General features: G+C 73.5%; 18 protein-coding genes. 6 read left to right on the top strand and 12 right to left on the bottom strand.

The genetic code is table 11. The features are described 5' to 3' along the window. Positions 1 to 24: 24 nt before the first annotated feature. The 10 genes from ACIPW5_RS22040 to ACIPW5_RS21995 form a co-directional block, all read right to left on the bottom strand. Positions 25 to 1,968 (bottom strand): alginate lyase family protein, encoded by a 1,944-nt coding sequence (locus ACIPW5_RS22040; RefSeq protein ID WP_401247359.1) that lies wholly within the window; start codon positions 1,966 to 1,968, stop codon positions 25 to 27. Next, positions 1,965 to 4,148 carry a bi-domain-containing oxidoreductase gene (locus ACIPW5_RS22035; protein WP_401247356.1) on the bottom strand — a complete coding sequence of 728 codons (2,184 nt, stop codon included), beginning with the start codon at positions 4,146 to 4,148 and terminating at the stop codon, positions 1,965 to 1,967. Before ACIPW5_RS22035 ends, ACIPW5_RS22040 begins: the two co-directional genes overlap by 4 nt. A gap of 19 nt (positions 4,149 to 4,167) precedes the next feature. Next, entirely contained in the window at positions 4,168 to 6,102 is a 1,935-nt protein-coding gene (asnB, locus tag ACIPW5_RS22030; RefSeq protein ID WP_401247353.1) for an asparagine synthase (glutamine-hydrolyzing), read from the bottom strand. A gap of 3 nt (positions 6,103 to 6,105) precedes the next feature. Then, a complete protein-coding gene (locus ACIPW5_RS22025) occupies positions 6,106 to 7,623 on the bottom strand; it encodes a Wzz/FepE/Etk N-terminal domain-containing protein (protein ID WP_401247350.1) in 1,518 nt (505 codons plus the stop codon). Then, positions 7,620 to 8,996: a Wzz/FepE/Etk N-terminal domain-containing protein gene (locus tag ACIPW5_RS22020; RefSeq protein ID WP_401247347.1), complete on the bottom strand. Its 1,377-nt coding sequence runs from the start codon at positions 8,994 to 8,996 to the stop codon at positions 7,620 to 7,622. Before ACIPW5_RS22020 ends, ACIPW5_RS22025 begins: the two co-directional genes overlap by 4 nt. Continuing rightward, positions 8,993 to 10,273: a glycosyltransferase family 4 protein gene (locus ACIPW5_RS22015; RefSeq protein WP_401247345.1), complete on the bottom strand. Its 1,281-nt coding sequence runs from the start codon at positions 10,271 to 10,273 to the stop codon at positions 8,993 to 8,995. Before ACIPW5_RS22015 ends, ACIPW5_RS22020 begins: the two co-directional genes overlap by 4 nt. Beyond that, on the bottom strand, positions 10,263 to 11,579 hold the full coding sequence (locus ACIPW5_RS22010; protein ID WP_401247342.1) for a nucleotide sugar dehydrogenase: 1,317 nt from the start codon (positions 11,577 to 11,579) through the stop codon (positions 10,263 to 10,265). The genes ACIPW5_RS22015 and ACIPW5_RS22010 overlap by 11 nt, the downstream gene beginning before the upstream one ends. 73 nt (positions 11,580 to 11,652) lie before the next feature. After that, complete coding sequence (locus tag ACIPW5_RS22005; protein ID WP_401247339.1) at positions 11,653 to 13,137, bottom strand: sugar transferase; 1,485 nt, start codon at positions 13,135 to 13,137, stop codon at positions 11,653 to 11,655. 628 nt (positions 13,138 to 13,765) lie between these two features. After that, the gene (locus ACIPW5_RS22000; protein ID WP_401247336.1) at positions 13,766 to 14,593 is read right to left on the bottom strand and encodes a CbtA family protein; all 828 of its coding nucleotides are present in this window, start codon (positions 14,591 to 14,593) and stop codon (positions 13,766 to 13,768) included. A gap of 14 nt (positions 14,594 to 14,607) precedes the next feature. Further along, on the bottom strand, positions 14,608 to 14,835 hold the full coding sequence (locus tag ACIPW5_RS21995; protein ID WP_401247334.1) for a CbtB-domain containing protein: 228 nt from the start codon (positions 14,833 to 14,835) through the stop codon (positions 14,608 to 14,610). Positions 14,836 to 15,204: 369 nt separating this feature from the next. Here ACIPW5_RS21995 and tsaD point away from each other — a divergent pair, with 369 nt between their 5' ends. After that, on the top strand, positions 15,205 to 16,263 hold the full coding sequence (gene tsaD / locus ACIPW5_RS21990) for a tRNA (adenosine(37)-N6)-threonylcarbamoyltransferase complex transferase subunit TsaD (RefSeq protein ID WP_401247757.1): 1,059 nt from the start codon (positions 15,205 to 15,207) through the stop codon (positions 16,261 to 16,263). Between the two features lie 114 nt (positions 16,264 to 16,377). Further along, complete coding sequence (locus tag ACIPW5_RS21985; protein ID WP_401247332.1) at positions 16,378 to 17,121, top strand: DJ-1/PfpI family protein; 744 nt, start codon at positions 16,378 to 16,380, stop codon at positions 17,119 to 17,121. A gap of 79 nt (positions 17,122 to 17,200) precedes the next feature. On the opposite strand, the gene ACIPW5_RS21980 is transcribed toward ACIPW5_RS21985, so the two are convergent. After that, a complete protein-coding gene (locus tag ACIPW5_RS21980; RefSeq protein ID WP_401247329.1) occupies positions 17,201 to 17,425 on the bottom strand; it encodes a hypothetical protein in 225 nt (74 codons plus the stop codon). Positions 17,426 to 17,812: 387 nt separating this feature from the next. Between ACIPW5_RS21980 and ACIPW5_RS21975 the strand changes: the two genes are divergently transcribed. Next, the gene (locus ACIPW5_RS21975) at positions 17,813 to 19,045 is read left to right on the top strand and encodes an FAD-dependent oxidoreductase (protein ID WP_401247326.1); all 1,233 of its coding nucleotides are present in this window, start codon (positions 17,813 to 17,815) and stop codon (positions 19,043 to 19,045) included. 27 nt (positions 19,046 to 19,072) lie between these two features. On the opposite strand, the gene ACIPW5_RS21970 is transcribed toward ACIPW5_RS21975, so the two are convergent. After that, the gene (locus ACIPW5_RS21970) at positions 19,073 to 20,500 is read right to left on the bottom strand and encodes an amidohydrolase family protein (RefSeq protein WP_401247323.1); all 1,428 of its coding nucleotides are present in this window, start codon (positions 20,498 to 20,500) and stop codon (positions 19,073 to 19,075) included. 223 nt (positions 20,501 to 20,723) lie between these two features. On the opposite strand from ACIPW5_RS21970, the gene ACIPW5_RS21965 reads away from it, so the two are divergent. The 3 genes from ACIPW5_RS21965 (at position 20,724) to xdhB (ending at position 25,218) form a co-directional block, all read left to right on the top strand. After that, a complete protein-coding gene (locus ACIPW5_RS21965; protein WP_401247320.1) occupies positions 20,724 to 20,990 on the top strand; it encodes a hypothetical protein in 267 nt (88 codons plus the stop codon). A 392-nt stretch (positions 20,991 to 21,382) separates the two neighbouring features. Beyond that, entirely contained in the window at positions 21,383 to 22,840 is a 1,458-nt protein-coding gene (locus tag ACIPW5_RS21960) for a xanthine dehydrogenase small subunit (RefSeq protein ID WP_401247318.1), read from the top strand. Then, a complete protein-coding gene (gene xdhB, locus ACIPW5_RS21955; protein ID WP_401247315.1) occupies positions 22,837 to 25,218 on the top strand; it encodes a xanthine dehydrogenase molybdopterin binding subunit in 2,382 nt (793 codons plus the stop codon). Before ACIPW5_RS21960 ends, xdhB begins: the two co-directional genes overlap by 4 nt. Position 25,219: the final 1 nt, after the last annotated feature.

Below are 25,219 nucleotides of genomic sequence, written 5' to 3'. Positions count from 1 at the left end.
CACCAGAACCACCCCCCCTTCCCTCTAGACGCCGAACCCGAGCACGGTCGTGAACCCCTCGCCGCCGTCGGCGAATCCGGTGCCGACCAGCGTCGTGGCGGGCTCCTTGCGCCCGAAGCCGGCCGAGTACCAGCCCAGCGGCGGGCCGGTCTCCGCGCGGTGCGCCCGCCAGGACAGCCGGCCGGGCAGGTCGAGCACCGCGGAGCGGTCCTCGCCGTCCACGCTCCAGGTGAGCAGCGCCCGGTCGCCGTCCAGCTCCGCGCTGACCGCCGGGCCGAGGTGGAACGCCAGCCGCACGGCCCGGCGCGGGCCGCTCACCTCGTCGACCACCCGCACCTCCCGGCTCGCACCCGTCAGCTCCACCCGCCGCCGGTGCACGGAGGGCCGGTAGCCGTCGTGCTCGGCGCACCAGCGCGACACCCGCTCGTCGGAGGTGTCCGCGACCAGGACGCGGGTCTGGGCGTGCCGGGTCCACAGGAACGGCCCGCCGGAGACCGACTGGTCGGCGCCGTCCAGCTCCAGGGTGTTGTGCCCCAGGGTGGACCGGAAGTACTGCCGCCACTCGGGCTGCCCGTGGTAGCAGAACGTCCCCGGGTCGGCGAGCACGTCGACCCCGTCGTGCCGGACCTCCACCGACAGCGCGTCCGCGTGGGCGTGCGCGGCGATCGACAGGAAGCCGTGCGGACCGCCGTCGCAGCGGACCCAGAGCTCCCCGGGACCGCGCAGCACCGTCATCCCCGCGTCGGGGAAGTGCACCGGCCGCTTCGCCGGACGGGTCACCGCCGGCGCGCCCGGCCGCACGAGCGCGGCCAGCAGCGCCGTCCGCACGTCGGTGCCGGTCACCGCGGGCCACCAGTCGAGCCTGCCGAACACGGCCTCCCCGGTGGACAGCAGCGAGCCCCAGCGGTCGGTGCCCGCACCGTCCACGACCAGGCCGTGCCCGTCGTCCGAGTCGCCCTGGCGCGGCGGCCGCAGCCGGTTGTCCACGACCGCCGCGAGCGCGTCCGTCATCCGCAGCAGGACCAGCCGCACCGCCGCGGGAACCTGCACGCCCGCGGCGTCCGCCTCGGCCAGCGCGGCCAGACCCAGCTCCAGCACCAGCCCGTGGTACTCGGAGGCCAGCTCCCGGTTGAGGCCGGAGAGGAAGGTGTTGCCGCGCAGGTGCCGCTCCAGCGACCGCAGCGCGTCGGCCCGCCACCGCTCCGAGGAGGGGAACCACCCGAACGCGCAGGCGGCGGCGAACTGCCCGGCGGCCTCGGCGATGACGTGGTTGTTCGCCGAGGACCCCCGGCTGGGGAACGCCGCCAGCCACCGCTGGTGGTGCCAGACCTGGTCCCGCGCCACCGGGTTCTCCTCGAACAGCCCGGCCGCCCCCGGCCAGCCGTCCAGGAGCCGGCGCACCCACACCCAGGACAGCAGCCGGATGCCCAGCTCGATGCCGCTGGTCCAGTGCACGCCGCTCAGCGGCGGATTGGCCTCCCACCACGAGCGCAGGTGCGCGGCCACCCGCTCGGCGTACCGCTCGTCCCCGGTGACCGCGTACGCGGCGGCGAGGACCGTCAGGTACTGGTGCCGGGACGGCTCCCAGATCTGCTTGACGTCGCCGACCGCCTCCTCGTCCCGGTAGGGCACGTCGAAGGCGTAGACCTGCGGGGCCCGCCGCCCGGTCTTCGGGTCCCACGACCAGTCCGGGTCCACCAGGTCCTCGCGGTCCACCCCGAAGAACCGGCCGTGCCCGGCCATCAGCCGGTCCGCCTCGGCGACCAGGCGCTTGGCGGCGTCCGGCGGCACCGCGTCCAGGGTCCCCGCGGGAAGCACCGCGGTGAACCGGGCGCCGCTCACGGCGGGGGCGTCGGGCGCGGACGTCCGCCACCGCCGCCTGCGCACCGCGTCGCCGGCCCGGCCGCCGACCTCCTGCGGCCCCATCCTGGACAGCCGCCGCAGGTACCAGCCCGCGCTCATGCTCATCGGGCGTCCGCCAGCGTCACGGGCACCCCGCCGGCCAGTCCGGTCTGCACGGCGAGGGTGGCCGCCGTCGTGGCGACCAACGACTCCAGCGGCACCGGCATCGGTCCGCCCGTCCGCACCGCCCTGACGAACGCGGCCAGTTCGGCGAGCTGGCCCTTGTCCCGGGCCTGGGGCAGCCGCGAGCTCACCCACCGCTTGGGCCCGTACACCGAGGCGCGCACGAAGTCGTCGAGGCGCAGCACCTTGCCGTCCGCGACCAGGTCGAGGGTCTCCTTCGGGAAGCCCGGTGCGCCCGTGGTGACGTAGCTGACGGTGGCGGTGGAGCCGTCCGGGTAGCGCAGCAGGACCTGGAGGTCCTCGTTGCCGGCGGTGCCGGTCGCGTAGACCGAGACCGGGTCGGCGCCCAGCAGCCAGCTCGCCGTGTCGATGAAGTGCCCGCCCTCGCCGGCGAACCGGGAGCCCTCGGTGCCTTGCTGGAGGTACCAGCTGCCGTGCTGGAGCCGGCCCGCGTTGACCAGGTAGCGCAGGCTCGCCGGACCGGTCCGGGTGCCGAACCGCTTCCGGGCCTCCTGGAGCAGCGGCGAGAACCGGCGGTTGAAGCCCACCTGCAGCCGGTCGTTGCCGGACTCCTCCACCGCCGCGAGCACACCGGCCAGCTCGTCCTCGGTGAGCGCGAGCGGCTTCTCCACGAACACCGTCTTGCCGGCCAGCAGCGCCTGCCGGGTCAGCTCGGCGTGGGAGCTGTGCCGGGTGACCACGAACACCGCGTCGATCGACTTGTCGCCGAGCACGGCGTCGAGGTCGGTGGTCGCCTCGGCGAAGCCGAACTTGCGCTGGGCGTTGGCCGCGGACAGCGCCGTCGTGGTGACGACCGTCGCGAGCTCGACGCCCTCGCGCTGCACCAGGTGCGGCAGCAGCATCGACGTGGCGTAGTTCCCCGCGCCGACGAACGCCAGGCGCACCGGCGACCCGGCGGCCCGGGACGGTGCGGACGCCCCCTCGGCGGAACGCCTGACCGCCGGTACAGCCAGCACCGGGGGCTCGGCCTCCGGCGCCTGGCCCGGGTAGCGGAACAGCACGGCCACGGCCTTCAGTTCGCCGTCCTTCAGCCGCTGGTACGTCTCGACGGCGTCGTCGAAGTCGGCGATGTGGGAGACCAGCGGCTCCACGTCCACCCGGCCGCGGGCGACGAGGTCGAGGAAGCACGCCAGGTTGCGGCGCTCGGTCCAGCGCACGTAGCCGATCGGGTAGTCCCGCCCGTCGAGCTCGTACTCCGGGTCGTAGCGCCCGGGGCCGTAGCTGCGGGAGAACCGGACGTCGAGCTCCTTCTCGTAGTACGCGTTCCACGGCAGGTCCAGACGGCACTTGCCGATGTCGACGACCCGCCCGCGGTCCCGGCAGAGCTTCGCGGCCAGCTCGACGGGCTGGTTGCTGCCGCCGCCGGCGGCCAGGTACACCTGGTCCACGCCGTGCCCGTCCGTCAGCTCGGCGACCGCCGCCTCCACGGCCGGGGACCCGGGGTCGCCGCAGGCCGCGGCGCCCAGCCGCTCGGCGAGCTCGCAGCGCACCGGGTCGGGGTCGGCGCCCACGACGCGGACCCCCGCGGCGGTGAGGAGCTGCACCACCAGCTGCCCGATCAGCCCGAGGCCGATGACCAGCGCCACCTCGCCTAGCTGCGGCTCGCCCTGGCGCACGCCCTGCATCGCGATCGAACCGACCGTGCCGAAGGCCGCGTGCCGGGGTTCGAGACCGTCCGGAACCCGCGCGTACAGGTTCTTCGGCACCCAGTTCAACTCGGCGTGCAGCGCGTGCTCGTTGCCGGCACAGGCCACCACGTCGCCGACCGCCACGTCGTCGATCCCGGCGCCGACCTGCTCGACCACCCCGCACAGCGAATAGCCCAGCGGCGTGTAGGAGTCCAGCTTGCCCATCACCTTGCGGTAGGTGGCGGGCACCCCGTTGACGGCCACGCTCTGCATGACCTTGGCGACCTGGTCCGGCCGGGAACGGGCCTTGCCCAGCATCGACATGCCGGCCTCGGACACCTTCATCAGCTCGGTCCCGGTGGAGATCAGCGAGTAGGAGGTGCGGACCAGCACACCCCCCGGCTTGCACCCCGGCACCGGCACGTCCAGCACCGCCAGCTCGCCGCTCTTGTAGTTCTGTACGACCTGCTTCACCCGAACTCCTCTGAAATTGCTAAGCCGTGAACCGCGTGCTCTGACCGGACCCGGCGATCGCGCCGCGGTACCAGTACTCGAGGGTCAGCACGTGCCATAGATGCTTGGAGAAATCCCGCTGCCCGGCGGCGTCCTCGGCGGCGAGCCGCGCCAGGGCGTCACGGCGCAGGAACCCGGAGCGGACGAGTTCGCCGTCGTTGATGACCTCGCGCACCAGCGGCGCCAGGTCCCGGCTCATCCAGGCGCGCAGCGGGGCGCTGAACAGGCCCTTGGGCCGGTAGACGATCTCCCGGGGCAGGATCGACGTCGCCGCTTCCTTGAGGACGGCCTTGCCCTGCCGCCCGACGATCTTGCGGTCCCCGGGGAAGGTGAACGCGGCCTTGACCACCTCGACGTCCACGTACGGGACGCGCACCTCGGTCGACGCGGCCATGCTGGAGCGGTCCGTGTAGGCGAGGTTCAGGCCCGGCAGGAACATCCGCGAGTCGCCCAGGCACATGCGGTTGACGAAGTCGTCGAGGTCGTTGTCCTCGTACACGTCCGCGTGCTCGGTCAGCACGTCGTCGACCGTCCCGGCCAGGTCCGGATCGATCAGGCCGAGCAGCTCGCCGCGATCGTACATGGTGTAGCTGCGCCGGAAGGCGGTCTCCTCCGGAAGATCCGCGAAGGACAGGAAACGCTTCGCGAAGCGCACCGAACGCAGCCCCCGGCGGGAGGTGGCGACCGGCAGCCGGTCCACGGCGGCGGACACACCGTGCCGCAGGGGCCGCGGGACGCGCTGGTAGCGCAGCGCGAGCACGTTGGCCAGGTGCTTGCGGTAGCCGGCGAACAGCTCGTCGGCACCCATCCCCGAGAGCATCACCTTCACCCCGGCCTCCCGGGCGGCCGAACAGATCAGGAAGGTGTTGATCGCGGCGGGGTCGCCGATCGGCTCGTCCAGGTGGTACGTCATCCGCGGCAGCAGGTCGAGCACGTCCGGGGCGATCTCGATCTCGTGCAGCTCGACGCCGTACCGCTCGGCCACCGTCCGGGCGTAGCGCAGGTCGTCCGGCATCGCCTCGAACTTGGCGTCCTCGGCGCGGAACCCGATCGTGTAGGCCGACATCCCGGGCCGGTGGCGGGCCGCCAGGGCGGTCAGGTAGCTGGAGTCGAGGCCGCCGGAGAGGAAGGTCGCCACGGGCACGTCGGAGAGCAGGTGCCGCCGGGTCGACTCCTCGACGATGGCGGCCAGGTCGGGCAGCTCACCGGCGCGGGCCCGCTCCCGGCCCTCGGCCGCGACGTCCCTCAGGTTCCAGTACCGGCCGCGCTCCACACTGCCGTCCGGCCGGCACCGCAGCCAGCTCCCCGGCGGCAGCTTCTCCGCCTCGCGGTACGCGCACCGCGAGTCCGGCACCCAGTAGTACAGCAGCGAGGCCACCAGCGCGGCGTGGTCCACCTCCAGCGCACCGCCGGTCGCGGCGGCGAGCGCCTTCAGCTCGGAGGCGAACACCAGGCCGCCGCCCCGCCGCAGCAGGAACAGCGGCTTGACGCCCAGCTGGTCGCGGGCGAGCACCAGCTCCCCGGTCCGCTCGTCGAAGATCCCGAACGCGAACATCCCGCGCAGCCGGGGCAGGCAGTCCGTGCCCCAGCGCCGCCAGGCCTCCAGCAGCACCTCGGTGTCGGAGGTGCCCCGGAAGCGCACCCCGCCCGCGGCCAGTTCGGCGCGCAGCTCCGGCGCGTTGTACAGCTCCCCGTTGTACGTGAGGACGAGCCCGTCGGAGACCATCGGCTGGGCGCCGGTCTCCGAGAGGTCGATGATGGCCAGCCGGCGGTGTCCGAGCTGCACCTCGCCGTCGCCGACGGGGTGGCCGTACCGGCCCGCCCCGTCCGGACCGCGGTGGGCGAGGGTCTCCGTGAGCCGGTCGGTCACGGCCTTCCCGTCCGGCCACCGGTACGTGCCTGCGATGCCACACATGTCCTACCGTGCCTCCTGGTCGCTGTCCGGAACCCGCGCCGCCCACACGGGCAGCCGTTCCGTCTGCCGCCCGCCCGTGCCGTTCTGCCGGGCGGGCCGCTCGTTGGGGCCGCGCAGCGCGCTGTGCGGCCCTTCCCACAAAGTGCCGTCGGTGCGGTCCCGCGGATCGGGGTCGATCAGCACCACCCCGGTCACCGTGACGCCCTGTTCCGCGAGCTGCCGCGCCACCGTGTGCAGCCACGCGGCGCTGCCGTGCCCGGCACGCACGACGAGCACGGTCCGGGTGCCGAGGTGCGGCAGCCCGCTCCACGCCGTGCCGGGGGCGACCGAGCCCACGCCGAACCGGCGCTCTCCCGGGGCCGCCTCCGCGGCGTCCTCCCCGACCACGGTCAGCTCCGCGGGCCTGCCGCGGTGCCGGGTGATCCGCAGGCCCGGCAGGCCGTCGACGACCGACACCGGTCCCTCCGCCGCCAGTGCCGCCGCGAGGTCCAGGGCGATCAGGGCGGCGGCCTGGGCGCAGCCCAGTTCCAGCAGGGACACCGGTTCCGCCGAGCCGCGCACCGTCCGGGCCAGGGAGGTGGTGAGCCGCTCCCGCGCCCCCCGCGTCGCGCGCCGCTGGAAGCGCCCGGCCGACCGGCGGGGGAGCTCCGCGATGACGGAGGCCCCCAGGTTCGCCGCGATCTCCCGGCGCAGCACGGGGCGGTCCGCCACCACCGCGCCGACCGCGGCCACCGCGAGCCCGACGACCAGTCCGAGGACCAGCCCGATCCCCGCGTCGGTGACGGCGGCCTTGGGCAGGGAGTGCCGCACCGCCCGCGGCGCGTCCACGACCTGCGTGCCGGCCACCAGCTGGGGCGTGCCGACCCGCGCCTCCGCGGCCCGCTGGCCGAAGTCGGTGATCCGGGCGGTCAGTTCGGCCCGGCGGGCGAAGAGCGACTCGGTGTTCGCCGACGCCTTCGGCCCGGTCTCCGGGGTTCCGGTCCCGATCGCCTTGTTGACCTGGTCGAGTTCCTCCCGCAACCGGTCCCGCTGGTCGAGGAGGGTCTTGGACTCGGCCTCCGCGGCTTCCTGGATCCGCCGCACGTGGTCCGCGACGAACGCGTCGGCCAGCGCCTTGGCCCGGGCTACGGCCTGCGCGTCGCTGTCACCCGTCACGTCGATCTGGAGCAGGTTGTTGGTCAGCCCGACACCCGCGTACTCCTTCATGAAGTCCTCGGGCTTCTCCCGCGACTTCAGGGTCTTGAGGGCCCGTTCGGCGATCCGTGTGGTCTGCAGCAGCGCGACGTCGGTGCGGATCAGCGTCCCGGGGTCGTTCGGCTGGTCCTGCTGGTGCGCGACCAGCACCTTCGTCACCGCGGTCGGCGGCGGCGGGAGCAGCACCGCCACGGCCGCCCCGATGAGCAGCCCCAGCAGGGCCAGGGAGCTCCACAGGCGGCGGCGCCTGCGCACCGACACCACGAGCGTCTGCAGGTCCAGCAGCGGAGCGCCGTGCGACGGCTCCGTAGTCGTACTCATGGTCACCCTGAACTTCCCGTCGCGTCGGCGCCGACCGCGACCGCCGGTGCGGCGGCCTTGCGGGAGCGGCCGGCGGACTTCGCCGGACCGGCCTGGACCGTGCCGACGAGGACGATGCCGACGATCTCGTGTCCCGCGTCCGCGCACGCCCCGGCGATCCCCGCGAGCTCCCCGGTGGTCCAGCTGCCGGGGCTGAGCAGGACCACGGCACCGGACTCGTCGTCGCGGTCCGCAATCACCGGCCCGGCCACCGGGACCCCGGCCACCCGCAGCTGCGGATCGCCCTCGGCCCCGGCGGTGAACTGCTCGGCGGCCCGGAGGGCGTTGCGGTCGCCCTCCGGGACGAGCAGCAGCACCCGCCGGGGGTCCCTCAGCCCGTCGCGCAGGCGGGCGTGCACCCGCCGGTAGCGGAGCTGCCGGCCGGCCTCGTCGCCGGACGCGCTCGGGGCCGGCACGTCCCACCGGACGTCGAGGGCCAGCAGCCGCCCGATCCCGGCCTTCGGACCACGTCCCCCCGGCCGGTCCGCCGGCCGTTCGGCGGGCACGTCGACCGTGCCCAGCACCACCGCGCCCAGCGCCGCGGCGATCTCCGCCCCGGTACGCGCGCGACGGCTCATCCGCAGGGCCGTCAGATGGCCGACGACCCCGAGCAGGAGGAACAGCACCGCCCCGGTGACGACGAGCTGCGTCCTGGTCGGCGGCGCCTCGCCGGTCGGCCGCGGCGCCGGCCCCATGACGACCATGTTGGCCTTCAGGGACTTGTTCGCGGCCGGGTCGGCCTGGACCAGCTTGTCCACGGCCTCCTGGAGCGTGGTGCGCAGCTTCGAGAGTTCGGTACGGGTCTGCACGCTCTCCACGCTCTGCCCCCGCCCGGCCGCGTCGGCCAGCTCGGTGATCCGGCGGCTGGTCTGGGTGACCAGCTGCCGCAGGGCCTCGGGCCGCGCCGCCGCCTCGGGGTCGGAGCTGTCGCCCGAGATCCGCGCGGCGAACGCCACGAACTGCTGCGCCACCTGGTCGGAGAGCCGCTGCGCGCGCTCCGGGGTGTCGGCCGTGCCCGAGATCCTGATGATGTTGCCGTCCGTGGCCTTCGCGGTCACCTGCTCCCGCAGCTCGGTGCGGCTGACCTTGGTCCAGCCGAGGGCCGAGGCCGCCCGGTCGACCACGACCGAGCTGGCCGCGATCTCCGCCTGGGTCAGCAGCTCGCGCTCCTCCCACGCCCCCGGCAGCAGCACCGACGCCGATGCCGTGTACCGCGCCGGGACCAGCAGCGAGACGCCGTAGCCGAGGAGCGCGCCCACCACCGCGAGGACGGTGAGCAGCCGCCAGCGACGGCGGAAAATCCGCCCGATCGTGACCAGGCGTATCGTGTCGTCGCTCAACGGAGCGGCCTCTTCCCCGAACGGTCGGAGGAGCCGGCCGGCACCGCACCGCGGTCACGGCAGGCGGCGGCGTACGCGGAGAGCAGCGAAGCCTGCGAGTTGCGCCAGGCGAGCGGCCCGCCGATCCGCTCCTGGCCGATCTTGCCCATCAGGGCGCGCTTCTCCGGGTCGTCCAGCAGCAGCGCGATCAGCCGGGCGAACTCGCCCTCGTCGTTGGCGGGGGCGTAGACGGCCGCGTCACCGGCGGAGACCCGCGCCTCCTTGAGGTCGAACGAGACGATCGGCCGGCCCATCACCATGTACTCCAGGACCTTGTTCATGGTCGACACGTCGTTGAGCGGATTGCGCGGGTCGGGGGAGAGGCACACGTCCGCGGTGGACAGGTACCGCGCCAGGTCGGCGTCCGAGACGCGCCCGGTGAACTGCACCTGCTCGGAGAGCCCGAGCTGCCGGGACAGCTCCACCATCGCGTCGAAGGTGTCGCCGCCGCCGACGAACACCGCGTGCCAGTCGCTGCGCCCGACCTCGTCGCGGAGCTTCGCCAGGGCGCGCAACGCGTAGTCCACGCCGTCCTGCGGGCCCATGACCCCGAGGTAGCACAGCAGATGGGGCTTGCCGCGCTTGAGCTCGGGCTCGGGCGGCACGGGGTGGAAGCGGTCGGTGTCGGGCGCGCTGCGGACCACGAAGACGTCCTCCGGGCGCCGGCCGCCGCGGCGCACCGCGACGTCCCGGTAGCTCTCGTTCGTGGCGAGCACGACGTCGGCGGCCCGGTAGGTGAGCCGTTCCAGCGCGCACACGGCCCGGTAGAGCAGGTCCTCGCCGCGGTCGAACCGGGAGAGGTACAGCTCGGGGACCAGGTCGTGCTGGTCGAAGACGAACCGTGCCCCGTGCCGCTTGAGCCACAGGGCCGGCAGGAACAGCAGGTCGGGCGGGTTGCAGGCGTGGACCACGTGGACCGGGCCGACCTTGCGGGCCAGCCGCATGGTGTGCCACAGCGCCGATCCGTACTCCTTGAGGTAGCCGGCCGGCCCGCCGGTGGCCGCGCGCAGCGGGTAGCGGTGGATCCGCACCCCGTCGATCACGGCCTCCGGCTCGGTGTCCCGCTTGGTCCCCTGGGGGCAGATGACGTCCACCGTCCAGCCGGCGTCGCGCAGCGTCGTGCACTCCTGCCACACCCGCCGGTCGAAGGGCACCGACAGGTTCTCCACCAGGACCAGCGCACGCCGGCCGGTGGTGCGGCCGCCGGCGGCCGCACCACGCGTCGTTTCACCAGGCAAGGCCCACGTACCCCGGTTCGGTCCGGCGCTCGTCGGCGTCGGGAAGGTGGATGAGGTCGATGATCACCGGGCCGTCGCCGTGCGGCAGCGCCGCGAGCACGTCCGGGTCCCTGGTCCCCACCAGGCACACCTCGGCGTGGTCGAGGACCTCGTCGACGGAGTCCGCGAGCAGGTGCGCGAGGTGCGGGAGCCGGTTCTCGATGTACTCCCGGTTCGCGCCGAGCAGCCGGGACAGGCTCACGTTGGCGTCGTAGATCTTCAGGTCGTACCCCTTGCCGAAGAGCCGCTCCGCCAGCTCGACGAGGGGGCTCTCGCGCAGGTCGTCCGTGCCGGGCTTGAAGGACAGCCCGAACAGGCCCGCCCGGCGCTTGCCGGTGCGCTCCACCAGCTCCACCGCGCGTTGCAGGTGGTCGGCGTTGGAGGGCAGGACGTGGGAGAGGATGGGCACCGACACGTCGGCCCGCTGTGCTGCGTGGACCAGGCTGCGCAGGTCCTTGGGCAGGCAGGAACCGCCGAAGGCGAAGCCGGGCCGCAGGTAGGCGGGGCTGATGTTGAGCTTGCGGTCGGCCAGGAAGACGTCGATCACCTGGTGCGAGTCCACCCCGAGGGCCCGGCACACCGCGCCCAGCTCGTTCGCGAACCCGATCTTCAGGCCGTGGAACGCGTTGTCCGCGTACTTGATGGCCTCGGCCACCGGGACGGGGACCCGGAACACCTCGCCGGGCAGTCCGTCGTACAGCGCGGCCACCACGTCGCCGCTCGCCGCGTCCAGCTGGCCGATGACGGTCTTGGGCGGGTCGAAGAAGTCCCGCACGCTCGTGCCCTCGCGCAGGAACTCCGGGTTGACCGCGACCCCGACGTCCACTCCGGCGGTGCCGCCGACGGACTTCTCCAGGATCGGCACGAGCAGGTCCAGGCAGGTGCCCGGGAGCATGGTGCTGCGGAACACCACGGTGTGCCGTCCGCCCCGCTCCGCGAGCGCCGCGCCGATCTGCTCGGTCACCCGCTCCAAGTACGTCGTGCAGAGGCTGCCGTTGGGCTCCGAGGGCGTGCCCACGCAGACCAGCGACACCTCGCTCTCCATGATCGCCTCGCGGACGTCACCGGTGGCGCGTAAGGCCCCCGTCCGCACGACCTCGGCGATGAGCTCGCCGATGCGTTCCTCGACCACCGGGGCCTTGCCGTCGTTGACCAGGTCCACCTTCACCTGGCTGACGTCCACCCCGACGACCTCGTGGCCCATGCTGGCCAGGCACGCGGCCGAGACGCAGCCCACGTAGCCGAGGCCGAAAACACTGACCTTCATGACTCGTTCCTCCCCCCAGGCAGGCCCCCTCGGCCTGCGTTCCGCGCGTCTGCCCGACGGCGACTCACGCGCATCAATACGCCCCCTGCCCGTAGACCACCGCACGCAGCGTCTTCCACAAGATCACTGTGTCCAGGGCCAGCGACCAGTCCTCCACGTACCGCAGGTCCAGCCGGACCGCCTCCTCCCACGACAGGTCACTGCGTCCGCTGATCTGCCACAGACCGGTGAGTCCGGGCTTGACCAGCAGCCTCCGCCGGATGTCCGGACCGTACGCGGCGGACTCCTCCGGCAGCGGGGGCCGCGGTCCGACGAGCGACATCGACCCCGTCAACACGTTGAAGAGCTGCGGGAGTTCGTCGATGGAGTACCGGCGCAGCACCGCTCCCACCCGGGTGACCCGGGGGTCCCGGCGGAGCTTGAAGAGCAGGCCCGCACCCTCGTTGCGGTCGGCCAGCTCGGCCCGTACCCGGTCGGCATCGGCGATCATGGTGCGGAACTTGAGAATGGTGAACTCGCGTCCGTCCTTGCCGACCCGGCGCTGCCGGTACACCGCCCCGCCCCGGCTGTCCGCGAGCACGAGCAGCGCGACGAACGCCATCAGTGGTGCGAACAGCATCAGCAGGACCGCCGCGCCCACCCGGTCGACGACTTCTTTGACCGCCCGGCGGCCGCCGGTGAAGATCGGCATGCTGACCCGCAGCAGGGGGATCCCCAGCACCGCGTCCACGTGCAGCCGCGGTCCGGCGACCTCCATCAGCACCGGGGCGACGACCATCTCGGCGTCGCTGCCCTCCAGGTTCCACGCCAGCCGCTGGAGCCGGTCCGGCGACCAGTGCGGGTCCGGGGTGACCGCCACGACACGGTAGCCGTCGCGGCGGACGTGGTTGGCCACGTCCGCCAGCCTGCCGACGACGGGTACGCCGTCCAGCTGGTCACCGTCTCCGTCGAGTCCGAGGCCGTCCGTCGTGCACACCGCGTCCACGCGCCAGCCGAGGTGCGGGAACTTGCGGGTCCTGGTGATCAGGTCGTGCAGCGTGTCCGGGCTCCCGGCGGCGAGCACCGGTCGCAGGCACTGCCCCTCATTCCGCTGTTTGTGCAGCCAGAGGCGCAGAATATACCGCGTGGTCATGGTGACGATCGCGATCGCGGGGATCGCGACGAAGATCCATAATTTGATGTTGCGCGAGGCGAGGGCGATCCCGCCGAGCGCCAGTAAGACGGTCGCCGTGAACAGTGAGCGGCCGAGCCGACGGAATTCCTCCGCACCCTGGCCGAGAACTGCCGGAGCCCATGACCGGTTGACGGCCAGTGCTGCCAATACCAGCAGTTCGGTGCCGAATGCGAGGATTCCCCATTTCTCGTGCCAGTTGGCCGCGTCCCGAGCTCCGAAGAAGTTGCCGATGGACGCCACCACCAGGGCGGTTGCCACCGTGTCGCTGGTGATCACGGTACGCCGGTACCGATGCTCCCAGTCACTTGTGGGCCGACTGATCGTCCCGTTCGCCAGACGCCCGCGCGCCGACGGGAACGGGCTGACTAATCCCCCTTGCCGCACAGAACCCCCCAGGTCCCCAAAGGTACGACGTGATCGCTGATCGCATTGCTCCGCCGGGAGGCCCCCGCCTCCCGAACCGCGCTGTTCCTACCCGGGATCCCCACCCGGCCGTGTCGGAACTGCTCGGACAAACCCCACCCCGGCGGCAGCGGACCGCATGCCGCGCCGGTATTTGGACGTGCGCGAGATCCCGCCGAAACCTTGGATGCTCCCCCGCACCCAAGGCCCTGGTGCGGGCCCCGAGAATTGATCATCCCCCACGCCTCGTGCCGGGGGGACGTGATTGCTGGCTTTTCGTAGCGCCTGGCCGGTAGATCGTTTACTGGTTGCTCGTGTACGAACAGCTGAAGCACGGTCAATCTAGACCATGGCGAGCCGGTATGAAGAGCAGATGTGTGAAATTCGTGTTCAAGCCTTCAGACGGGTTCCACGGATCGGTGGGCACCCGGGGCCCGCCCGCCGTGCAGCACCTCGTTCCGTCCCAGGTCAAGGCCGCCGAACCGGCCATCCGGCGCCCGCCGCGGAGCGTGCGCCCCCGTGCTTCCGGTTCTGCCGGCGCAACGGCAGGCGCCCTGCCGCCCCGGGGGTCCGGGGCGACAGGGCGCCTGGGGTGTGCGCGGTGCGCGGGTCAGCCGAGGGCGGACGCCGGCTGCGGGGCCGGGGTCTGCGCGCCGGCGGCGTCGGTGCGCTGGGCCAGCAGCCGCTGGGCGAGTACGCCGAACACCACGGCGAACACGGTCCACAGGACGACCTGGACGGCGATCGAGGCGACCCGGAACTCCCACAGCAGGGCGGCGGGGAACTCCGGCTTGACGGCGTCCGTGTTGTCCGGGAGGACCAGGAAGGCCAGCCCGGCGGCGAGGACGAAGCCCGCCCCGGCCGCCAGCGTCGCGTTCCAGTTGCCCAGGCGCGGAGCCAGGCGCCGCCCGAGGACGATCGCGCCGACGCCCAGCAGGACGCTGAGCAGGATCATCAGGAAGAACAGCGTGGTGCGCTGCCCGATGGTGTCCGGGTTGCCGACGGCCGGCGGGGTGGCCGGGTACTTGAGGAACGGCACCAGGTAGACGGTGGCGAAGGCACCGGCCGCCGTGAGCGCCGCCGTCGCCCGGGGGCTGAACCGGCCGACCCGGCCGAGGGCGAAGGAGAACGCGAGGGAGGCGATGCCGCCCAGCGCGACCCCGTAGACCAGCACACCGGTGGCGAGGCCGACGGTGGACTGCACGGGGCGGCTGACGAGTTCTTCCTCCTCCTCCGCCGCGGCGGGGGCGTCGCCGCCGTGACCGGCGTGGCCGGCCGCCGGGGCGGCCTCCTGGGCGGCCGCGGCCTCCTCGACGGCGATGGAGCCGCGTACCGGGGGCTCACCGACCACGTAGGCGACGGCGAAGGCGAACAGACCGGCGATCAGGCCCGCGAGCATGCCGCGGACCAGCAGACCTCTGACAGTGGAGGCGTACATGATGCGTGCGCCTCTCAGTGGCAGGGGAAGCCGAGCAGGTGACGGCCGTCGTGCACCCACTCGTGGACGGCCTCGCCGGAGAACACGGCGGTCGCGCCCTGCTCCGCGCCGACGAAGTACAGGGCCACGAGCATCAGCAGGCCGACGAAGGCGGCCCAGGGAAGGACCGCGCGCACGGGCAGCGGGGCCGAGGGCGAGAGGGCGGGGGCGGGTACGGCAGCGGAAGCGAGAGCCTCGGCCATGGGGAACCTCCTTGGGGAACAACGCGTCCCATGTGGTGGTGCGGTACGACGGTCCTCGGGTCTGACTCGCCGCGCCGCCACCCCCGGGAGGGGAGCCGACGCAGCACACAGTGGCGCGACCATGCCGGATTCACACCGGGCTTCCGTCTCGCCGTCGTCGCTATGTGCAGATGTCGCCGCGACGCTACAACCCCGAAGGCCGTCTGACCAGCGGATGAGTCACTGATCACACGACCCGTCCGGGCCGTGGGACGGCCCCGTTTCCCGGCGGCCGCGCGGGTTCGCGCAGGGCCCGCCCGCACGGGTACCTTGTTGCACATTCTTTGCAAGAACGAATCATGTGTGAAAGGGGCCGGCGTGGGCGCTCCGGTGGTGCTGGGCATCGAGTCCTCCTGTGACGAGACAGGAGCCGGGATCGTGTCCGGCGGGCGGCTCCTCGCCCACGTCGTGGCGTCGAGCATGGACGAGCACGCCCGTTTCGGCGGGGTGGTGCCGGAGATCGCCGCCCGCGCCCACCTCCAGGCGTTCACCCCGGTCGTCCAGGAGGCCCTGGACCGGGCGGGGTTGCGGCTGCGCGACCTCGACGCCGTCGCCGTCACGACCGGGCCCGGCCTGTCGGGCGCCCTCCAGGTCGGGCTCGCCGGGGCGAAGACGCTCGCGTACGCGGCGGGGGTGCCGCTGTACGGGGTGCACCACCTGGCCGGGCACGTCGCCGCCGACACCCTGGAGCACGGGCCGCTCCCGAACCCCTGCATGGTGCTGATCGTGTCGGGCGGCCACACCTCGCTGCTGCTCGTACGGGACCTCGTGCGCGATCCGATCCTGCACCTCGGCGACACCGTCGACGACGCGGCCGGGGAGTGCTTCGACAAGGTGGCCCGGGTGTTCGGACTGCCCTACCCCGGCGGGCCCGCGATCGACCGCGCCGCCCGCACGGGCAACCCGTGCGCGGTGGCCTTCCCGCGCCCGCTGACCGGGCCGCGCGACGACCCGTACGCCTTCTCCTTCTCCGGCCTGAAGACCGCCGCCGCGCGCTGGGCCGAGCGGCACCGGCAGAGCGGCGAGGAGATCCCCCTGGCCGACGGGGCCGCCTCCCTCCAGGAGGCCGTCGCCGACGTGCTCACCCGCAAGGCGCTGGCCGCCTGCACGGAGTACGACGTGCGGACCCTGGTCGTGGTGGGCGGGGTCGCGGCCAACTCCCGGGTCCGGGCCCTGGCCGAGGAGCGCTGCGCCGCCGCCGGGGTGGAACTGCGGGTGCCGCCGCTGACCCTGTGCACCGACAACGGGGCGATGATCGCGGCCGTCGGCGACCTCCTCGTACGGGCGGGCGCCGGCCCGGCACAACTGGACGTGTCCATCGACCCGTCGGCCCCCCTGGAATACGCCGCCCTGCACCCCGCGGCCGCCGGACGGCGCCTCGTGGGCTGATCGCTCCGGTGCGGGAACCGGGGGGCCGCGGCGCCCGACTGCCTTCCCGGACGCCACGGCCGGGACCCGGCCGGACGGCGTGACCCGCACGGCACCCACGAGCTGGAGCACCGCATGAACCGAAGGAACCTCCTCAGGGCATCGACCGCGCTCGGCGCCACCGGCGTCGTCACGGGACTCACCGGAGCCGGCGCGGGCGCCGCTGCGGCCGCAACCGCTCCGGCAGGGCCGTCCGCAGGGAGGGGGAGCGGACCCCTGCGCGTGCACGTCGTCATGTTCGACGGGGTCGAGGAACTCGACTTCGCCGCCCCCTACGAGGTCTTCTCCGCGGCGCGCTTCTTCACCGACCGGGCCGTCGAGGTCCGCTACGTCACCGCCTCCCGCCCCGGACACGTCCGGGCCTCCTACGGCACCCGGGTCCAGGTCGACCACGGCTGGGCCCCGGACGAGGCCGACGTGATCGTCGTGCCGGGCGGCGGCTACGCCCGCCGCGAGGACCCCGGCGTCTGGGCCGAGATACGCCGCGGCACCCTCCCGCGCGCGCTCGGGGCGGCGCCCCGCGCCGGACTGACCGTCAGCGCCCTGTGCACCGGAGTCATGCTGCTCTCCGCCGCCGGACTGACCCGCGGACGGCCCTGCACCACCCACCACAAGGCCCGGCCCGACCTCGAACGGCAGGGCGGCGTACTGAAGAACGCCCGCGTCGTCGACGACGGGGACCTCGTCACCGCCGGCGGCATCACCTCGGGCCTGGAACTCGCCCTGTGGCTCGTACGCCGCGAACTGGGCCCGGACACGGCGACCGCCGTCGAGGCCATGCTCGAGTACGAGGCCCGCGGCACGGTCTGGTCCCGGTAGCCCCTCCTGCGGCCCGCGGACACGGGACGGTGCGGACCGTCGGCTCGGCGGTCCGCACAGCCCCTCGGGCGGTCACCCGTCAGCAGTCGTCTCCGTACCCTCCGCCCCAGTCGTCATCGTCGTCGTACCAGCCGTGACCGTGGTCGTCGTCGTCCCAGCCACCGCCACCGTGGCTCACGGAGGCGACCGAGTGGGTGGGCACCGCCGCGGAGGCCGTACCCGCTGCTCCGATGGCGGCGCCGCCGGCCATCAGGACTCCGATCGCGGACGCCGCGAAGAGCCGCTTCACTCTCAGTGCTCGCATGGTTCAAAACCCTTCTCGTCACTGCGCCGCTCACAACGGCGCGAAATCTCCTCGTCCTCCTTCCTTCCACCACACGGAGTTCTGCCATGACCCGATGAAGCAAGGGGGTGCGCGTCCGCCGTCTACGCGGCTGTTCGAGCCGCGGACCAGGGCGCCGATCGCGCGTTCCGCACGGCCGGATGAATCAGCGCGGGCGGGGTGCCCGTTCCCGCGATGGCGGCCGTCTCCTGTCCATGCTAGTCACCTGCGTGCGGGCCGCATCCGGGGAGCAGGCGGAGCGGCGCGCGGTACCGGCCGCGCCGCTGCCGTTTTCCGCCCGCCCCCTGCGGTATACGTCTCCTGGGGCCCGCCGGATTTCCCGCGAAGGGGTGTGCTGCTGTGGCTGGTGTGGAACACACGACGTGCTGTGTGGTGGGGGGCGGTCCGGCCGGCATGGTGCTGGGGCTGCTGCTCGCCCGGGCCGGGGTCGAGGTGACGGTGCTGGAGAAGCACGGGGACTTCCTGCGCGACTTCCGCGGCGACACCGTGCACCCCTCGACCCTGTCGCTCCTGGACGACATCGGCCTCGCCGAACGCTTCGCCCGGCTGCCGCAGCGCCGGGTCTCCTCCGTCCAGTTGCCCCTGGGGACGGACCGCTCCCTGGTCACCGTCGGGAACATCGCGGCACTCCCCGGGAAGTACAACTACATCGCCATGGTGCCCCAGTGGGACCTGCTCGACCTGCTCGCCGACGAGGCCCGCAAGGAACCCTCCTTCCGGCTGCGCATGGACACCGGGGCGACCTCCTTCCTCATGGAGCGCGGCCGCGTCGCGGGCGTCCGCTACCGCACCGCGGACGGCCGCACCGGCGAACTGCGGGCCACCCTGACCGTGGCCTGCGACGGCCGCGGCTCGCTCGCCCGGGACCTGCCGGAACTCGGCCTGGAGGGCTTCCCCTGCCCCATGGACGCCTGGTGGTTCCGGCTGCCGCGCACCGAGGACGACCCCAGCGGGCTCCTCGGCGGCCTGGGCGACCGGTTCTTCGCCGCGCTCATCGACCGCGGCGACTACTGGCAGTGCGCGGGCCTCATCCCCAAGGGCACCGACGCCGAACGCCGCGCCGAGGGCCTGGAGCGCTTCATGACCCGCTTCACGGAGGCCGTGCCGTGGCTCGCCGACCGGGCCGGCGCCGTCACCTCCTGGGACGAGGTCAAGCTCCTCGACGTACGGCTGGACCGGCTGCGCCGCTGGCACCGCCCGGGACTGCTGTGCATCGGCGACGCCGCGCACGCCATGTCGCCCGTCTTCGGCATCGGCATCAACCTGGCCGTCCAGGACGCGGTGGCCGCGGCCCGCCACCTGGTGCGGCCGCTGCGCGCGGGCACCGTGGGGCTGCACGACGTCCGCCGCGTCCAACTGCGCCGCTGGCCCACCACGGTGCTGACCCAGGGCTTGCAACGCCTGGCCCACGAGCAGGTGATCGAACCCCTGCTGGCGGGCCGCACCGCCTTCGGGGACCCCCGCCGTGCGAAGCGCATGACGGAGCTGATCACGGAGTCCCGCTGGCTCAACCGCGTCCCGGCGTACTTCATCGGCTACGGCGCCCTGCGCGAGCGGCCCCCGCGGGAGTCCCTGCGCTGACCTCCCGGCGGGGGTGCCGCCCGCCGGTCAGGCGGTGCGCAGCCGGGTGGCGGCCGCCTCGGCCTCGCGCACGACGCGCCGGGTGTCGACGTCGACCAGCCGGCCGCCGAGCTTCAGGGCGCGCCCGTCCACGAACACGGCGTCCACGTTCTCGGGCCGCCCGTTGAAGACGATCTGGCCGACCGGGTCGAAGCGCGGGGCGAAGTTCAGGGCGGCCGGGTCGACGACCACGACGTCGGCCCGCTTGCCGGGGGTCAGGGAGCCCACCACGTCCGCGATGCCGAGGGCCTCGGCTCCGCCCAGGGTGGCCATCCGCAGGACGTCGGGCACCTGCGGGAAGACCTCGGCCCGGGTCGCGCGGACGCGTTGCAGGCCGACGGCCGCCTTCATCAGCGCGTGGAAGTCGGAGCTGTCGTTGGTCCCGCCGTCCAGGCCGAGCCCGACCTTGACGCCCCTGCCCGCCAGGTCGGACAGCCGCATGATGCCGGAGCCCAGCCGCATGTTGCTGAGCGGGCAGTGGGCCGCGCGCACGTCGTGCTCGGCGAGGGCGGCGATCTCCGCGTCCGTCAGGTGGACCGCGTGGTTGACCAGCAGCCGCGGACCCAGCGCACCGATGTCGGCGAGGACCCCGAGGGGGTCGTCGGCGCGCTGCTCGGGCCGTTCCAGCACATGGGAGTTGAGCATGACCCCCAGCTCCTGGGCGGCCTCCCAGTGGGCCCGGTTGTGGGACTCGGCGGACCGTGCCGCGTGCGTGGCCACCTGGAAGGAGCCGAGCGGCACCGGGTCGACGAGCTCCCGCTTCACCTTCGTGAGCAGGGCCCCGTCGGGCGCCGGCGGGTACATCGCGTACGTGAACCGCAGCCCGGTGCCGGCCAGGGCCCGTACGTAGCTCTCGATCAGGTCGTACGAGAAGATGTCCACCCAGTCCACCACCGTCGTCACCCCCGACTGGACGGCGTCCAGGGCGGCGAGCCGCACGATGCTGTGGAGGGCCGCCGGAGTCAGGCGGCCGCGCTGGGGGTCCGTACACTCCCGGAACCAGCCGAACAGGTCCCGGTCGCTGCACCCGCCCCGGATCGCCGCCTGCCAGAGGTGGTTGTGGGTGTCGACGAACCCGGGCATCACCAGCTTGCCCGGGACGTCCACCACCCGGGTGCCGGGCGGTGTCCGCAGGGCCGGGCCGACGGCGGCGACGGCGCCGTCCCGCATCAGCACGTCGGCGTCCCCGACGGCGCCGAGGGGGCCGGCGCCGAGCGCGGGATCCATGGTGAGCACCAGGGAGGCTCCGCGGAGCAGGACCGTCCGGCCGCCGGGGACGGCCGTCGGGGCGGACGGGGCGGCGTGGGCGCGGCGGGGTGCGGCGCCGAGGAGGAGCGGGGCGGCGGCGGCCAGGCCGAGGCCGCGGAGGAGGTCGCGGCGGCCGGGGGCCGAGGGGTTCGTGGGGGCTGACTGCATGGCGTGGTGCCTCCCGGGGCTCAGTACGGAAGGCCCGCACGGGCGGGACGCCGGGACGGGACGCCGGGCCGGGGCGGGAGATTACCCGCAGCATTCCCGGCGAACGGCCATTCGATAGGTGTCGGTGGAAAACTTTTTCCACCGGTGGCGCACCGGGCGGGGACCCCGGGGGCCCCGGCCGCGCCTGAGCGCCTGCGGCGGACCCGGTCACTAGCCTGACCCCATGAATCCCGCCGCCCGCCCCGCCCCCGACCGGTACACCGTCGTCCTGCGCCCCGGCCCGCCCGGCGCCCGGGACGCCAAGGGCCACGACCCGGTCCTGCGCACCGCCCGGGTCGAGGCCACCGGCTCCATCGGCGTCTCCGGCTACCCCCGCTACGAGGGCGAAGGGATCCAGGCCGAGATCGACCCCGAGAGCCGGGCCGTCGAGGCCGTCACCGTGGACGGCGAGGAACTCCCGTACGGCTGGATCGCCCAACTGGCCGACTAGATCCGGCGGCGAGGGCGGAGGAGGGCCGGCGCGCGGTCCGGAACCGGTCGCTTGACCGATGGACCTGCGGCAACGTAGCTTCGGCCGGACCGGCTCGTGAGTTGACGGAAGGAGGCGACGTCGGATGTCCACCCTCTCCGCACTGCTCCGCCTCGCTCACCAGGTCGCCTGGGCCCCGGGCCGCGTCGCACACGGCTGCTGAACAGCCCCCCTTCCGGTGTGCCCGATCGCGGCCCCGGCTCCCCTTCCGATCCTCTTTCACCGCCTGAGGCGCGCCGTCGCGCGCCCCCTGTGCGCTCTCCGGGTTCTCCGGCCGCGCCATCGAAACAGAAGGCTCATGAAATGGCGACTAGGACCACCAGCACCACCGCGCACCGAAGCGGGGACCGGCCGTGGTAGCGGCACGGATCACCGTCAACGGGAGGGAAACCCCCATCGCGCCCGCGACCCCCCACACCACGGTGCTCGACTTCCTGCGCGAACGCGGCCTCACCGGCACCAAGGAGGGCTGCGCCGAAGGCGAATGCGGCGCCTGCTCCGTCCTCGTGGCCCGGCCCGGCACGGACCGGCCCACCGACTGGGTGGCGGTCAACGCCTGCCTGGTCCCGGTCGCGGCGCTCGACGGCCAGGAGGTCGTCACCTCCGAGGGCCTCGCGACCCCCGGCGCCCCGGGCACCCCGCCCGTGCTGCACCCCGTCCAGGAGGAGATGGCGGTCCGAGGCGGCTCCCAATGCGGCTACTGCACACCGGGGTTCGTCTGCAGCATGGCCGCCGAGTACTACCGGCCCGGCCGCTGCGCCCACCCGGAGGGGGCCCCCGGCGCCGAGCACGGCCCGAACGGCTTCGACCTGCACGCGCTCAGCGGCAACCTGTGCCGGTGCACGGGCTACCGGCCCATCCGCGACGCCGCGTACGCCGTCGGCGCCCCGGCCGAGGACGACCCGCTCGCCCTGCGCCGCGACCAGGAGCCGCCCGCTCCGGCCGCCACCGCGTACACCGGCGGCGACGCCGAGTTCCTGCGTCCGGGCACCCTCGCCGAGACGCTGCGGCTGCTGCGCGACCGGCCCGACGCCGTCGTCGTCGCCGGCAGCACCGACTGGGGCGTGGAGGTCAACATCCGCGCGCGCCGAGCCGATTGCGTCGTCGCCGTCGACCGGCTCCCCGAACTGCGCGAACTGCGCGTCGCATCCGACTCCGTCGTGATCGGCGCGGCCCGCACGCTCACCGAGATCGAACGCGGCCTCGACGGCACCGTCCCGCTGCTCGCGGAACTCTTCCCGCAGTTCGCGTCCCGGCTCATCCGCAACAGCGCCACCCTCGGCGGCAACCTGGGCACCGGCTCGCCCATCGGCGACAGCCCGCCGGTGCTGCTCGCACTGGAGGCTTCGGTGCTGCTCGCCGACGCCGACGGGGAGCGGGAGGTCCCCCTCGCCGACTACTTCACCGGCTACCGGCAGAGCGTCCGGCGGCCCGGCGAGCTGATCCGCGCGGTACGCGTCCCGCTGCCGCTGTCACCCGTCACCGCCTTCCACAAGATCGCCAAGCGGCGCTTCGACGACATCTCCAGCGTGGCCGTCGCCTTCGCCCTCGACATCGAGGACGGCGTCGTCCGCAAGGCCCGCATCGGCCTCGGCGGCGTGGCCGCCACCCCGATCCGCGCCCTCGCCACCGAGGCGGCCCTGGAGGGCCGGCCCTGGACGGCGGAGACCGCCGAGGCCGCCGCCGCGGTCCTGCGCGCCCAGGGCACCCCGATGGACGACCACCGCGCCAGCGCCGGGTACCGCTCCGCGATGCTCGGCCAGAGCCTGCTGAAGCTGTACGCACAGACCACCGAGGCGGTGTCGTCATGAGCCAACTGTCCGAACGTCCCGAGAAGCCCGCCGTCGGCCTCCCGCTGCCCCACGAGAGCGCCGGCCTGCACGTCACCGGCGCCGCCCTCTACACCGACGACCTCGTCCACCGCACCAAGGACGTGCTGCACGCCCACCCGGTCCAGGTGATGAAGGCCCGCGGCAGGATCACCGCCCTGCGCACCGGGCCCGCGCTCGCCGTCCCCGGCGTGGTCCGCGTACTGACCGGGGCCGACGTGCCGGGCGTCAACGACGCCGGCATGAAGCACGACGAACCGCTCTTCCCCGACGAGGTCCAGTTCCACGGCCACGCCGTGGCCTGGGTGCTCGGCGAGACCCTGGAAGCGGCCCGGCTCGGCGCCGCCGCCGTCGAGGTGGAACTCGACGAACAGCCCTCCGTGGTCACCCTGGAGGAGGCGATCGCGGCCGGCAGCTTCCACGGCGCCCGGCCCGAGATGCTGACCGGCGACGTCGAAGCGGGCTTCGCCGACTCCGCGCACGTCTTCACCGGCGAGTTCCGCTTCTCCGACCAGGAGCACTTCTACCTGGAGACCCACGCCGCCCTCGCCCACGTCGACGAGGCCGAGCAGGTGTTCGTCCAGAGCAGCACCCAGCACCCCTCGGAGACGCAGGAGATCGTCGCCCACGTCCTCGGCCTGCACAGCAACGAAGTGACCGTGCAGTGCCTGCGGATGGGCGGCGGCTTCGGCGGCAAGGAGATGCAGCCCCACGGCTTCGCGGCCGTCGCCGCGCTCGGCGCCAAGCTGACCGGCCGCCCGGTGCGGCTGCGCCTCAACCGGACCCAGGACCTGACCATGTCGGGCAAGCGGCACGGCTTCCACGCCGAGTGGAAGATCGGCTTCGACACCGAGGGCCGCATCCAGGCCCTGGACGCCACCCTCACCGCGGACGGCGGCTGGAGCCTCGACCTCTCCGAGCCGGTCGTGGCCCGCGCGCTCTGCCACATCGACAACACCTACTGGATTCCCAACGCACACGTCCGCGGCCGCATCGCGAAGACCAACAAGGTCTCCAACACCGCCTTCCGCGGCTTCGGCGGACCGCAGGGCATGCTCGTGATCGAGGACATCATGGGCCGCTGCGCCCCGCTGCTCGGCCTCGACCCGAGGGAACTGCGCGAGCGGAACTTCTACCGGCAGGGCCAGTCCACCCCGTACGGGCAGCAGGTCCTCCACCCCGAACGGATCTCCGCCGTCTGGGAGCAGGTCAAGGAGAACGGCCGCCTCGCCGACCGCGAACGCGAGATCGCGGCCTTCAACGCCGCGCACCCGCACACCAAGCGGGCCCTCGCCCTGACCGGCGTCAAGTTCGGCATCTCGTTCAACCTCACCGCCTTCAACCAGGGCGGCGCACTGGTGCTGATCTACAAGGACGGCTCGGTCCTCGTCAACCACGGCGGCACCGAGATGGGCCAGGGCCTGCACACCAAGATGCTCCAGGTGGCGGCCACCTCCCTCGGCATCCCGCTGCACAAGGTGCGCCTCGCGCCGACCCGGACCGACAAGGTGCCCAACACCTCCGCCACCGCCGCCAGCGCCGGCGCCGACCTCAACGGCGCCGCCGTGAAGAACGCCTGCGAGCAGCTGCGCGGACGGCTGCTCCAGGTCGCCGCCACCCGGCTGGGGGCGAGCGCCTCGGACGTGCGCATCGTCGAGGGCGTCGCACGCGTCGTCGGCGGCGACGGGGAACTGGCCTGGGACGAGCTGGTGCGCACGGCGTACTTCCAGCGGGTCCAGCTGTCCGCCGCCGGCTTCTACCGCACCGAGGGCCTGCACTGGGACGCGAAGTCCTTCCGGGGATCCCCGTTCAAGTACTTCTCCTACGGTGCCGCCGCGGCCGAGGTGGAGGTGGACGGCTTCACCGGCGCGTACCGCATCCGGCGGGTGGACATCGTGCACGACGTCGGCGACAGCCTGTCCCCGATGATCGACATCGGCCAGGTCGAGGGCGGCTTCGTGCAGGGCGCGGGCTGGCTGACCCTGGAGGACATGCGCTGGGACACCGGCGACGGGCCGCACCGCGGCCGGCTGCTGACCCAGGCCGCGAGCACCTACAAGCTGCCGAGCTTCTCGGAGATGCCCGAGGAGTTCCACGTCACCCTGCTGAAGAACGCCACCGAGGAGGGCGCGGTCTACGGCTCGAAGGCGGTCGGCGAGCCCCCGCTGATGCTGGCCTTCTCGGTACGGGAGGCGCTGCGCCAGGCCGCCGCGGCGTTCGGTCCCGACGGCACCGGCGTGGAGCTCGCCTCGCCCGCGACCCCGGAGGCCGTGTACTGGGCGGTCGAGTCCGCCCGCCGCGGCGGCGCGCGCGGCGACAGCGGGGTCCCCGCCGACACGAGCGTCTTGAGCAATGTCTGAC

The organism is Streptomyces sp. NPDC090077 (genome assembly GCF_044747545.1).
GTDB lineage: Bacteria > Actinomycetota > Actinomycetes > Streptomycetales > Streptomycetaceae > Streptomyces.
This window is presented reverse-complemented; position numbering and strand designations above follow the sequence as displayed.

Coding starts and splice junctions, on each gene's coding strand:
- ACIPW5_RS22040 (WP_401247359.1), bottom strand. CDS start 1,968: ATGAGCATGAGCGCGGGCTGGTACCTGCGGCGGCTGTCCAGGATGGGG.
- asnB (WP_401247353.1), bottom strand. CDS start 6,102: ATGTGTGGCATCGCAGGCACGTACCGGTGGCCGGACGGGAAGGCCGTG.
- ACIPW5_RS22010 (WP_401247342.1), bottom strand. CDS start 11,579: ATGAAGGTCAGTGTTTTCGGCCTCGGCTACGTGGGCTGCGTCTCGGCC.
- ACIPW5_RS22000 (WP_401247336.1), bottom strand. CDS start 14,593: ATGTACGCCTCCACTGTCAGAGGTCTGCTGGTCCGCGGCATGCTCGCG.
- ACIPW5_RS21995 (WP_401247334.1), bottom strand. CDS start 14,835: ATGGCCGAGGCTCTCGCTTCCGCTGCCGTACCCGCCCCCGCCCTCTCG.
- ACIPW5_RS21985 (WP_401247332.1), top strand. CDS start 16,378: ATGAACCGAAGGAACCTCCTCAGGGCATCGACCGCGCTCGGCGCCACC.
- ACIPW5_RS21980 (WP_401247329.1), bottom strand. CDS start 17,425: ATGCGAGCACTGAGAGTGAAGCGGCTCTTCGCGGCGTCCGCGATCGGA.
- ACIPW5_RS21970 (WP_401247323.1), bottom strand. CDS start 20,500: ATGCAGTCAGCCCCCACGAACCCCTCGGCCCCCGGCCGCCGCGACCTC.
- ACIPW5_RS21965 (WP_401247320.1), top strand. CDS start 20,724: ATGAATCCCGCCGCCCGCCCCGCCCCCGACCGGTACACCGTCGTCCTG.
- xdhB (WP_401247315.1), top strand. CDS start 22,837: ATGAGCCAACTGTCCGAACGTCCCGAGAAGCCCGCCGTCGGCCTCCCG.